At 67.2% G+C, this 11,663-nt stretch carries 11 protein-coding genes and 1 tRNA gene; 1 reads left to right on the top strand and 11 read right to left on the bottom strand.

All coding sequences use genetic code 11. The features are described 5' to 3' along the window. Positions 1-72 precede the first annotated feature (72 nt). From ACFVHY_RS11380 to ACFVHY_RS11370, 3 genes are all read right to left on the bottom strand, one after another. Entirely contained in the window at positions 73-774 is a 702-nt protein-coding gene (locus tag ACFVHY_RS11380; RefSeq protein ID WP_390271782.1) for a cysteine hydrolase family protein, read from the bottom strand. A 31-nt stretch (positions 775-805) separates the two neighbouring features. Further along, a complete protein-coding gene (locus ACFVHY_RS11375) occupies positions 806-2,233 on the bottom strand; it encodes an allophanate hydrolase (protein WP_390271780.1) in 1,428 nt (475 codons plus the stop codon). A 79-nt stretch (positions 2,234-2,312) separates the two neighbouring features. Continuing rightward, positions 2,313-3,017: a GntR family transcriptional regulator gene (locus ACFVHY_RS11370; RefSeq protein ID WP_390271865.1), complete on the bottom strand. Its 705-nt coding sequence runs from the start codon at positions 3,015-3,017 to the stop codon at positions 2,313-2,315. A gap of 137 nt (positions 3,018-3,154) precedes the next feature. On the opposite strand from ACFVHY_RS11370, the gene ACFVHY_RS11365 reads away from it, so the two are divergent. Then, positions 3,155-3,231, top strand: a tRNA-Ile gene (locus ACFVHY_RS11365). A gap of 382 nt (positions 3,232-3,613) precedes the next feature. Here ACFVHY_RS11365 and ACFVHY_RS11360 read toward each other — a convergent pair. The 8 genes from ACFVHY_RS11360 to ACFVHY_RS11325 form a co-directional block, all read right to left on the bottom strand. After that, the gene (locus ACFVHY_RS11360) at positions 3,614-4,051 is read right to left on the bottom strand and encodes a hypothetical protein (RefSeq protein ID WP_390271778.1); all 438 of its coding nucleotides are present in this window, start codon (positions 4,049-4,051) and stop codon (positions 3,614-3,616) included. 30 nt (positions 4,052-4,081) lie between these two features. Then, complete coding sequence (locus ACFVHY_RS11355; RefSeq protein WP_390271776.1) at positions 4,082-4,771, bottom strand: DUF433 domain-containing protein; 690 nt, start codon at positions 4,769-4,771, stop codon at positions 4,082-4,084. A gap of 581 nt (positions 4,772-5,352) precedes the next feature. Next, a complete protein-coding gene (locus ACFVHY_RS11350) occupies positions 5,353-5,592 on the bottom strand; it encodes a three-helix bundle dimerization domain-containing protein (RefSeq protein ID WP_390271774.1) in 240 nt (79 codons plus the stop codon). A 108-nt stretch (positions 5,593-5,700) separates the two neighbouring features. Then, positions 5,701-6,252, bottom strand: coding sequence for a dihydrofolate reductase family protein (locus ACFVHY_RS11345; protein WP_390271772.1), 552 nt, complete (start codon positions 6,250-6,252; stop codon positions 5,701-5,703). Positions 6,253-6,368: 116 nt separating this feature from the next. Then, the gene (dnaG, locus tag ACFVHY_RS11340; protein WP_068970369.1) at positions 6,369-8,291 is read right to left on the bottom strand and encodes a DNA primase; all 1,923 of its coding nucleotides are present in this window, start codon (positions 8,289-8,291) and stop codon (positions 6,369-6,371) included. 62 nt (positions 8,292-8,353) lie between these two features. Then, positions 8,354-9,670, bottom strand: coding sequence for a deoxyguanosinetriphosphate triphosphohydrolase (locus ACFVHY_RS11335; protein WP_390271770.1), 1,317 nt, complete (start codon positions 9,668-9,670; stop codon positions 8,354-8,356). Then, positions 9,663-10,139 (bottom strand): cold shock domain-containing protein, encoded by a 477-nt coding sequence (locus ACFVHY_RS11330; protein ID WP_269554549.1) that lies wholly within the window; start codon positions 10,137-10,139, stop codon positions 9,663-9,665. Before ACFVHY_RS11330 ends, ACFVHY_RS11335 begins: the two co-directional genes overlap by 8 nt. Before the next feature lie 136 nt (positions 10,140-10,275). Next, on the bottom strand, positions 10,276-11,661 hold the full coding sequence (locus tag ACFVHY_RS11325; protein ID WP_390271768.1) for a glycine--tRNA ligase: 1,386 nt from the start codon (positions 11,659-11,661) through the stop codon (positions 10,276-10,278). Positions 11,662-11,663 lie beyond the last annotated feature (2 nt).

Raw genomic sequence — 11,663 nt, 5'->3', positions numbered from 1 at the left:
TCCGGATGGTCGGGTTGGAGTTCGAGACGCCGGTGTCTCGGGAACGAACAGGGACTGGTGTCGTCGCGTGACTCACGCCGGGCTGATGACGTCGTCGGCGCTTGTGGGCAGCAGCGCGATGACGTCCGCACTCGGTGCCGTCCAGCCGAAGATGCCGCCCTGGGCCGCGATCATCTCGAGCCCGACGCGTTGGAACTCGGGAAAATACGAACCGACACAATCGGATACGACGACGCATTCGAATCCGCGGTCATTGGCCTCGCGGGTGGTCGTGTGTACGCAGACCTCGGTGGTCACCCCGGTGACGAGCAGCTGCGTGATGTCGTTGTCGGCGAGCACCGTCGACAACTCGGTCGCGTAGAACGCGCCCTTGCCGGGCTTGTCGATGACGACCTCGGTGGCGAGCGGGGCGAGTTCGTCGACGATGTCGTGGCCGTACTCGCCGCGGATGAGGATGCGGCCGTAGGCACCCGGATCACCGATCCGCTTCGACGGGAGCCCACGATTGAGCTTGGCGGGCGGACAGTCCGACAGATCAGGCAGATGCCCTTCCCTGGTGTGGATGACGAGCATCCCGGCCGTGCGCGCGGCGTCGAGCAGACCGGCCAGCGGCGCGACGACGCGCTGCAACTGGGCGACGTCGTTGCCGAGTGTCTCGCCGAAACCCCCGGGCAGCAGGAAGTCTCGCTGCATGTCGATGATGATCAGCGCCGTGTGGGCGAGGTCGAGCTCGATGGGGCCGGGTTGAGCGTCGAGGGTGACGGTGTCGGACATGGGGTTCCTTCGGGACGGTCTCGTCGAGAATTCAGGGGTGGGAAACGGTGGCGGTCGAGGTGCGTGACGACCGGTCGGGGATCGCCGGGCGGGAACGCGGCTCGTCGAGTAATGCGGCCGCCAGGTGCAGGACGGCGTCATCGGTGAGGGCGTTGCCGAGCAGCATCGCGCTGTGCGGCCGGCCGTCGGCGGTCAGACCCTGCGGGATGGCGACGCCGGTGAGGTCCAGCAGATTACCGAAGTGGGTGTAATGGCCGAGCATCGTGTTGACGGCGATCGGTTCGGCCAGGACCTCGTCGACGGTGAACGTACGGCCGATCGTGGGGACCACGAGGACGTCCATCTGCTGCCACAACCGGCCGACCTCGGCGCGCAACTCCTGTAGCCGCTGCAGCGCCGAGAAGGCGTCCACGGCGGAGTACTTCTCACCGCTGCGCAGTATGTCCCGGACCACCGGATGGATGTCGTCGGGCCGCTCGGCCAGGAACCGGGCGAATTCGACGAGTCGCTCGGCCACCCAGGGACCCGAGTAGAGCAGCTCGCCCGCGGCGAGGAACGGGGTCAGCGACACATCGACGATCTCGACGCCGCCGGGCACGGCCAGGTGCGACAGGCGCGCGCGGAACGAGAGGTGGGCCTCGCGCATGGCCTCGTCGCCGAAGAACTCCAGCTCGTCCGGCGCCGGCAGGCCGATGGTGAGAGTGTCACCGGAGTGACGAGGGCCGGGGTCGCGGGACCAGGGATCGGCGTCGTCGCGGCCGATCATCACGTCCATGACCCGGTCCATGTCGTCGATGGTCGAGGTCATCGCGGTGATGCAGTCCAGCGACTTGCAGGCGGGCACGAGGCCGACCGTGCTGATCAGTCCGCGGGACGGCTTGTAGCCGACGATCCCGTTCAGCGCCGCCGGCACGCGCCCGGAACCGGCCGTGTCGGTCGCGACGGCGAACGGCACGTCACCGCGCGCCACCGCCAGCGCCGAGCCGGAACTCGAACCGCCGGAGATCATCCCGTTGCCGAAGACGCCGCGTGGGATGGTGAAGGGCGTCCGGGTCCCGTTGAGTCCGGTGGCGAACTGGTCGAGATTTGTCTTGCCGACGTAGAGGGCACCCGCATCGAGCAGTCGCTGCACCACGGGCGCGGTCGTGTCCGGGACATAGGCGTACGCCGGACACGACAGTGTGGTCGGCACCCCCGCGACATCGATGGAGTCCTTCACCCCGAACGGAACCCCGTACAGCGGGAGATCGCGTGTGTCGGAACGGTCCTCGAGGTCCGCGGCGGCAGCGAGGAGCTCATCGCGAGGCACCGTGGACAGCCAGGTGCCGTCGTCTCCCCGGGCCTCGATGGCGTCGAGGACGGCTCGCGCGGTCCGCGTCGGCGACCCGCTGCCGTGCAGATGCGAGTCGAGGATCTCGGCGACCGTGGGACCCGTCGTCGGCCCGGCAACTTTCGTCATAACGTCGATTGTCGACAGAATGATGGCGTCTGCGGAACGGCTGTGTGTCGATTGTGTTAGCGCGTGAACCCGAGCGGGGTCAGCGAGCGGGATCGTGCTGGTGCACGGTGGATTCGCCGGCCGCGGACACCAATCCCAGGTAGTGCAGGTGTCCATGGTCACCGAGCGCGGCGACGACCGCCTCGGTGTCGTTGCGTTCGAGAGCGTCCAGAATCGCCTGATGGCGGGTGAATCCGTCCGCCGGGCCATGGTGATCGGCTGTCTCCGAACGCAGGTTGACCGCCATCGGCAACTGCAGTTTGAGCAGGATCGGCGCCAGGGTCACGTCGAGCTGACGGTTTCCGGCCAGCGCGACCACCGCGGCATGGAACCGGCGATGAGCGTCATCGCGTTCGAGATCGTCACCCGCACGACGCATCGCGTCGATCGCCGCCCGCACCGGCGCGAGCTGACGGTCGGGATCCGCCAGCGGCAGAGCGGTTTCGACGGCGTGGCGTTCGAGCACCTGGCGGATCTCGAACAGTTGCAGAATGTCGGTCGGCGACCATTCGGTCACCCGGACCCCGCGCCGCGGTTGATGTTCGACGAGACCCTGCTGCGCCAGGAGCCGCAGCGCCTCACGAACCGGGGCGCGGCTGATACCGAGGTCCGCGCACAATGTCTCTTCGACGATCTTCTGGCCCGGTTCGAGCGCGCCGCTCAGGATCGCGTCGCGGAGCCGGCGTGCGGCGACATCCACCAGGGACTCCGGGAGATCACCCCCAGGCCCGTCCGCCAGCGTCACCTGTTCCACTCCCGCCACACTCGTACCCGATCGTGCGGCCAGTCTAGCGGCGTCGACAGTCGACGGTTTTGCGCGCACACGTGTGTCGTCCGTCTCCGGCGGTGCGGTATTGTCCTCCCGCAGGCCTGTACAGGCGCGGGGAGTTAGCTCAGTCGGTTAGAGCCGCGGACTCATAATCCGTAGGTCGCGGGTTCGAGCCCCGCACTCCCCACCATCTTGACCAGTAGATTCGCTGCCGAGCGGGTCGCCTTCGTCGTCTCGGGAGACGGCGATGGTCACCGATTGGTCACCTTCGCCTTGCGACGAGTTAGTTTCCTGGTCAGCTCGCGGCTGACGTGCACCAGTGGAGCCGCGGCCTCCGTAGCCGCGGCAACGGCGAAGTACGCACCGCCACCGAATTCCTGCTCAAGACGCGCAAGCACTACGCGAATCTCGCCACCAAGCTCGGCCTCACTCCCGAGTCGGACTCCCGGATCAATCGGGACAACGCGCTACCACCGGCCGACGAGGTACGGCGCCCGAAGACTTCGTGGAGCACTCCGGGCTGTTCGGGGTGCATAACACGAAAGTCTGGGCTTGGGGCATGGTCACGAGGTCTACCTTGCTAGTCCTGGTTGGAACGGCAGCGTGCGAACACGTTTCGATTCCAGCGACAGCCACCAGGGACCACGAGGCGTCGTAGAGACCTGAAGCTCAACCTTCTGCCAGTGCACGAGCAGCCGCTCGGCTTGCTGCCATGGACGCTGCGAGCCGACCGCGCCGTGAAGGTGCACCACCGTGAGTTCGTGAGCGATCGCGGCGGGGGCCTCCAGTGGGCGGGTGCGGAGCCTGCGATCGTTCGTGATCACAATCCACCCGCGGCCGCCGGCCTCCGCGATCCAGTCGGCATCGAGTGTTCCACAAGGGATGACTCGATCGAGAGTGATGTCTCCGAACACTGCGGCATCGTTCCGGAGCTGAGTGAGCCCCTTCGCCAGCCCCATCAGGTTCTCGTCGAAGACGAACACCACGTCGTTCAGTGAGCGCGCAGGCATGATCGGCAGGAGGTCCAGTCTGTGCTGGAATCAGGCAGCCAGCCGATACTTCGCGGCGTACTCGCTGGCCGACCTCACCTGCACGATGCTAAGTCCGTAGGTTGCCGCTACATCTTCGACTGGCTCCCCGTAGGCGACAATCCCGGCGATGGTCTCGACGGACACACGGCGCCCTTCGAAGGTGGGTTGTCCCCCGAATCGTCCGGGATGTAGCACGATTCCGGGATAGGTCAGATCGCTGCTGATCTGTTCGGCGAACTTCTCCCCGGATTCGTCCTCCGCGAGCTGCGCACGCTCGATGAGCGGCCGCCCGTCGGTCAGGATCATCTGGCCGGTCTCGATGATCAAACGACCCTCCTCCGAGGACAGCTTCAGGTCGAGTTCGATGTGTTGGGGGCGGATGTCGATGTATGGTCGGTACCGGGCCAGCGGGTAGTCGATCTGGAACTCTTGCCGCAAGGCGTCGACCGCGGCCCTCAGCCGAGTAGTCTTGACCGCCTTCTGGTCTCGGTACTCAGCCAGTATGCGTGTCTCGACGAACTCTCCCCACGTCACCCATTCGGTGTCACGCCGCTGCTCTCGCAAGATTGGTGCGTAGTCCCGACCGTTGCGCGAGTAGCCGTTGATCCACCGACGGGCGGTGCCTGCGCGCAGCCCGGTGAGACGATCGACCTCGTTGTAGAGGTAGACGTCGCGGTGCAGCACGTTGGTGACGGTCACACCGACAGAATCGCACACCGAGTTTGCCGGCGTTACCTCAAGTCGGGAGTGATGTGCGGCTCAGGGTCCCCAGACGAAGGTCGCGGGATAGTCAACCGTGACCGCGATTGTGGGCTTGGTCGTCACCGCCTTGCCGCTCGGCCAGGATCTCACGGTACTGCGGCAGGAAACGTCCGTCTCCACTGCCTGGAGATCGGGTTATGTGAGTGGTCAGGCGCATCCTTTTCGCCGCCTCGACCGCGGCGCGGCGGATTTCAGCGCGAATCTCGGGAGGGATATGAGCCCTCGATGGGTCATAGTGAGCGAGCTGGTCGAGATCCTCCGCGCCTGTATCCGCTATCCGTTGATCTTGGCACGGCCGCTGGTCACACCGTGGACACGAACTTCCCATAACTGTCCGTCACACGACAGCAACAGGTGGTGATGATCATGGCCGCTGGCCTGCGCTGACCTTGACTACCCATCACCTGTCATCGCTATCCATCACGGACGGTTCGCCACTCATAATCCGTAGGTCGCAGGTTCGAGCCCCGCACTCCCCGCTCGCGAGCGACCTGACGAATACCGCCGGTTCGTCGACGTCACCCACCCAGGGCGGGCGGCACCTCTGCGGAATCGGCCATGACCGAGGACCCGCTGAGTGCGTCGTTGGCGCGACGCTCGACCAGCAGTGGCACGAAGTCGCGCACATCGGTTCCGTCGAAGTGCCGGTAGGCGGCCTCGACGGCCGCGGCGACCTCTCCGGGCTTCCGGTCGGAGTACATACCGATCAGGCGGTGCTGCACCTCGGTGACCTGACGGCGCTCATCATTCGCATCCACGCACCCAGGTCAGGCATCGTCCGGTGCGCCCCGCAGCCGTGGATCACGAACTGTCTCCGACTGTTCAAGCCGTGCTCGTCTCGACAAGCGGTCACCGGTCACACCGGCTCACCGCTCGACGCGACACCAGTACTCGGTCTCGCCGCGGATCGGCGCGAGTCTGACCTCGCCGCCCTCGGGACGGTCGAACAACCGGACACCCGCCCCCAGGAACACCGGGACGAAGAACACGAGCACCTCGTCGAGCAGCCCGTGATCGATCATCTGTCGCGCGACGTCGGCGCCGATGACGGTGACGTAGCCGTCGCCGGCCGTCCGGGCGGCGAGGTCGACCGCCTCGTGCAGATCCGAGACGAACGTGACGCCGTCGACGGGGTCCGCCGGCGGGTTGTGCGTGAGAACGACGGCGGGACCGTCGTATTCACCGCCGAACGCACCTTCGCGGTCCGTTCCCCGGTTGGGATCGTCGCCGCGAAACGACCGATTGCCGACCAACACCGCGCCGGTACCACGCATCAACCGGTCGGCCGCGTCGTCGGCTGCCCGGTTCTGTCCCTCGGCGGGGACGTCGAAGAACCGGGTCAGCCACGACATGTCGCCGCCCGGGCCCGCGATGAATCCGTCGAGAGACGCCGTCGCCGAATAGATCGTTGTCGCCATGATCAGTGCCCTTCGTAGCGGTGTCGACAGATAGACCGGCGCCACGACGGGAACTCATCGGTCCGGCGGGGGCTGCGACGCGGCTCAACCCACGGAGCCGGCGCGACCCGCAGGACTCAGCCCGCGTCGACGATGGGGTCGACCGCCTGCTCCAGCAGGCTCCGACGGTAGGCCTCGAGGGCGACGAGATCGCCGAAGACCGCGTTGTACCCGTCCGGGTCGTCGCTGGGTGCCATCCGGCGTAGACGCGACTTGATGTCGGCGATCTGGGAACCGACCCACACCTCTTGCAGCCTGGCGAGCACGCTCGTGATGTAGCGAGCGATGTTGTCCTCGTCGACCGGCATCGACTCGACCGCCAGTTCGGTCACCAGCGGGTCGATGACCGGGTCGTCGACGGCATTGCGCACGGCGTCGACCCAGGCCGCGCCACCCAGCCCGGCCGACGTGCCCCCGAGGCCGGTCATCGCCTGCCGGATGATGGCGTAGGCCGGCTCGTTGAAGCACTCGACGGGCAGCGAGTCGAAGACGGTGCCGGCGATAGCCGGATACTGCAGCGCGGCCTTCAGCGCTTCCCGCTGCGGCCACAGGCGCGGGTCGTTGGGCTGGGGGCGGGCCGACGTCGGCGCGGCCTCCGCCTCCGGCCGGTTGCGAGCACCGCGACCGCTCCCCCGACTGCCGGAGTTGCTGACGCCCTGCGCCTTTCGAATTCTGGCGCCTTCTTCGCGCACTCTGCCGAGAACCTGGGAGACCTCTTCCCAACCGACCCAACCGGCCAGCTGGCGGGCGTACTCGTCACGCAGCGCGATGTCCTTGATCCGGGCGACCACCGGGACGGTGTCGCGCAACGCGTGGACGCGGCCCTCCGCGGTGTCGAGGTCGTGGCCGGCGAGGAGGGCCTTGATCGCGAACTCGAACATCGGCACTCGACGCGCGACCAGGTCACGGACGGCGGCGTCGCCCTTCTCCTGCCGGAGTTCGCAGGGGTCCATGCCGTCGGGCGCGATCGCCACGAAGGTCTGCCCCGAGATGGACTGCTCGCCCTCGAATGCTTTGAGAGCCGCCGCTTTACCGGCATCGTCACCGTCGAAGGTGTAGATCACCTCGCCGCGGAAGTACGAGTCGTCCATCATCAGCCGCCGGATGAGGGCGAGGTGGTCCTCACCGAAGGCGGTGCCACACGAGGCGACCGCGGTGGTGACGCCGGCCAGATGCATCGCCATGACGTCGGTGTAGCCCTCGACGACCACCACCTGATGCCCCTTGGCGATGCTCTTCTTCGCGTGGTCGAGACCGAACAGCACCTGAGACTTCTTGTACAGCATGGTCTCCGGCGTGTTCATGTACTTGCCGAGGTTGTCGTCGTCGAACAGTTTGCGGGCGCCGAAACCGATGATGTCCCCGCCGAGGTTGCGGATCGGCCACAAGAGACGGCGATGGAAGCGGTCGATCGGCCCCTTGCGTCCCTGTTTGGACAGGCCGGCGGCCTCGAGTTCGCTGAACTCGAAGCCCTGCGACAGCAGCGCCTTGGTCATCGTGTCCCAGCCGGCAGGTGCGTAACCGCAACCGAATTGGACGGCCGCCACCGCGTCGAAGTCGCGTTCCTTCAGGTAGTCGCGCGCCGGCTGCGCCTCGGGTGACTGCAGCGCGGCCGCGTAGAACTTGGCCGCGGCGGCGTTGGCGGCCACCAGTCGCGCGCGGGTGCCGCGGTCCCGCTTGATGGCGGTACCGCCGCCCTCGTAGTTGATCTGGTAGCCGATCCGGTCGGCGAGCTGCTCGACCGCCTCGACGAAGCTGATGTGCTCCTGCTTCTGCAGGAAGCTGTACACGTCGCCGCCTTCGCCGCAGCCGAAGCAGTGGAAGTGGCCGTGGTTGGGACGGACGTGGAACGACGGCGACTTCTCGTCGTGGAAGGGGCACAGACCCTTGAGGCTGTCAGCACCGGCGCGACGCAGGGCGACGTAGTCGCCGACGATGTCCTCGATCCTCGTCTGCTCACGGATCGCCGTGATGTCGCGATCGGGAATTCGGCCTGCCACGCGACCAGTGTAGTGACGCCGGTGAGGCCGCCCGGCCGGGTGCTTCGTCGACCACGCCCGGCCTACCCCAGATGCGCCTGGGCCCCCGAATTGTGCTTGTCCGTGCGCTCGAGCCGGCCTTCGGTCATGGATGCGATCTGGTCGACGATGACGCGCATGCGGGCGGCATCGTCGGACGCGGCGTTCCACCACGGCACGAAGATCGGGTCCAGGCCCCCGGGCGCCGCCTCGGCGAACCAGTTCGCCACCCGGTGGATGCGTTCCCGCTGACGACGCTGCGTCGCCTTGTGCCGCTCGTTGGAGAAGATGAAGCGCAGTGCCAGGGTCTTGAGCATCGACACCTCGGCGGCGATGAGTTCCGGCACCTCGAGGTCGGCGTCGTAGCGCGAGACCGGCCGGCCGCCGACCACCTCGCGGGTGCCGGTGATCGCGGCCGACGCGAAGCGGCCGATGAACTCACTGGTCAACCTCTTGAGCGCGACGTAGGAATCGAGCGTGCCGTCGAAGACACCCACCGACCGCACGATGTCCATGCGGTGCAGGCGGGCGGCGGCGTCGACGAGGGCCGCGGGATCGAGACCCGGGAATTCCTTGGCGCCGATGTCGGCGAGCGCGCGCTGGTCCTGCGGATCGCCGAGGGTGCGCAGGTCGATCCGGCCACCGATGACGCCGTCCTCGAGGTCGTGCACGGAGTACGCCACGTCGTCGGACCAGTCCATGATCTGCGCTTCCACGCACTGTCGGGTCCCGGGCGCGTCCCGACGAATCCACGCCAGCATGGCGGCATCGTCGTCGTAGGCCCCGAACTTGCCTCCGGGTGTGCGCCGGGTCCACGGATACTTCAGGGTCGCGTCCAACGACGCGCGGGTGAGGTTGAGGCCGGCGCTGCGCCCGTCGGCATCGAGCAGCTTGGGTTCGAGCCGCGTCAGGATGCGCAGGTTCTGGGCGTTGCCCTCGAAACCACCGTGCTCCGCCGCCACCTCGTCGAGCGCGCGTTCGCCGTTGTGTCCGTAGGGCGGATGCCCGATGTCGTGGGCGAGTCCGGCGAGTTCGACGAGGTCGGGCTCGGCGCCGAGACCGATGGCGATCCCCCGGCCGATCTGCCCGACCTCGAGCGAATGCGTGAGCCGGGTACGGGGCGTGTCACCCTCCCGCGGACCGACGACCTGCGTCTTGTCGGCCAGCCTGCGCAGGGCGGCCGAGTGCAGGACCCGCGCACGGTCCCGCGCGAAGTCGCTTCGATGGTCGGTCCGGGTGCCGGGCAGGCTCGCGACCTTGGCGCCCTCGGGCACGAACCGCTCGACGGCCTCGTCGCCGTAGGTTGCCACCGTCGGGAGCACATGCCCGACCGTCTCGGGACCCTGTCGGGTGCTAGTCAAGCACCCAGCCCCGGGCGACGGCGAAGTCGGTGACCCGCTGCCGGATCGCCACGATCTGACGAGCCGTGAGGGCGCCGTCGGCGTCGAGGAGCAGCTCGGTGAGCTCTTCGGTGAACGCGGCAGCATCCAGCGAGCCGCCCCCGCCGCGCGGACGACGGCTGCCGCGGTCGTCGTGACGTCCGCGGTCGCCCCGGTCACGGTCGCGGCCGTGGTGCTCGTCGCGGCGGTGCGCCCGTGCGCCGGCGGTGTCGTCGGCCGGCGCCGCCTCGGTCACCGCGACGTTGACGGCCTTGGAACCGCGGTCGGTCTCCTCGATGTCGAAGGACACCTTGGCACCGGGTTTCAACGAGTTCTCGTCGATGTCGATGTCGTTGATGTGGAGGAACACATCGGCGCCGCCCGATTCCGGCGCCAAGAACCCGAATCCCCGATTCGCGTCGTAATGAACGACTTTCCCGCTGACAGACACGACTCCACTCACTCTCTCGTCGCGCGCACGACGGACCCCATGCCCTACTCCACGCGACAACTCGTCATCGATTGTGACAGACATCCGCAGGTCAGGCGGAATCGCGAGCACCCGGTCCGCGCGACCGGGAGCAGGATCAGGCGCCGAGCAGCTTGCCGCCGAGATACTCGGCGACCTTGTCGAGCGCGACCCGCTCTTGGCTCATGGTGTCCCGTTCGCGCACCGTGACGGCATGGTCGTCGAGGGTGTCGAAGTCGACCGTCACGCAGAACGGCGTGCCGATCTCGTCCTGCCGGCGGTACCGCTTGCCGATGCCCTGTGCGTCGTCGAACTCGACGTTCCAGTGCTTGCGGAGTTCGGCGGCGAGGTCGCGGGCCTTCGGCGAGAGCTTCTCGTTGCGCGAGAGCGGCAGCACCGCGACCTTGATCGGGGCCAGCCGGCGGTCGAGCCGCAGCACGGTGCGAGTGTCGGTGCCGCCCTTCGCGTTCGGCACCTCCTCCTCGGTGTAGGCGTCGCACAGGAAGGCCATCAGCGAGCGGGTCAGGCCGGCCGCCGGTTCGATGACGAACGGTGTGTAGCGCTCACCCGACGCCTGGTCGAAGAACGACAGGTCCTCCCCCGAGTGCTTGCTGTGCGTGGACAGGTCGTAGTCCGTCCGGTTGGCGACACCCTCGAGCTCACCCCACGGGTTGCCGGTGAAGCCGAACTTGTACTCAACGTCCACGGTCCGCTTGGAGTAGTGCGACAACTTCTCTTTCGGGTGGTCGTAGAGCCGCAGGTTCTCCGGATCGATGCCCAGGTTGACGTACCAGTCGAAGCGCTGGTCGATCCAGTACTGGTGCCATTCCTCGTCCTCGCCCGGCTTGACGAAGAACTCCATCTCCATCTGCTCGAACTCGCGGGTGCGGAAGATGAAGTTGCCCGGCGTGATCTCGTTGCGGAAGCTCTTGCCGATCTGCGCGATGCCGAACGGCGGCTTCTTGCGCGCGGTGGTCATCACGTTCTTGAAGTTCACGAAGATACCCTGCGCGGTCTCGGGACGCAGGTAGTGCAGACCCTCTTCGTCGTCGACGGGCCCGAGGAACGTCTTCATCAGACCGCTGAAGGCTTTGGGTTCGGTCCAGTTGCCGGGCTGCCCGGTCTCCGGGTCGTTGATGTCGGCCAGACCGTTGGCCGGCGGATGCCCGTGCTTGGCCTCGTAGGCCTCGATGAGATGATCGGCGCGGTAGCGCTTGTGGGTGTGCAGCGACTCGACCAGCGGGTCGGTGAACACCTCGACGTGGCCCGAGGCCTCCCAGACCTGACGCGGCAGGATGACCGACGAGTCGAGGCCGACGACGTCCTCGCGGCTGATGACCATCGTGCGCCACCACTGCCGCTTGATGTTCTCCTTGAGTTCGACGCCGAGCGGGCCGTAGTCCCACGCCGATTTGGTGCCGCCGTAGATCTCACCGCACTGGTACACCAGGCCCCGGCGCTTGGCGAGGTTGACGACGGATTCCACATTGGACTGGGCGGCCACGG

The organism is Gordonia sp. NPDC127522, from assembly GCF_042672305.1.
Taxonomy (GTDB): Bacteria; Actinomycetota; Actinomycetes; order Mycobacteriales; family Mycobacteriaceae; genus Gordonia; species Gordonia hongkongensis.
The sequence above is the reverse complement of the archived record's forward strand: the minus strand, read 5'-3'. Positions and strand labels throughout refer to the sequence as shown.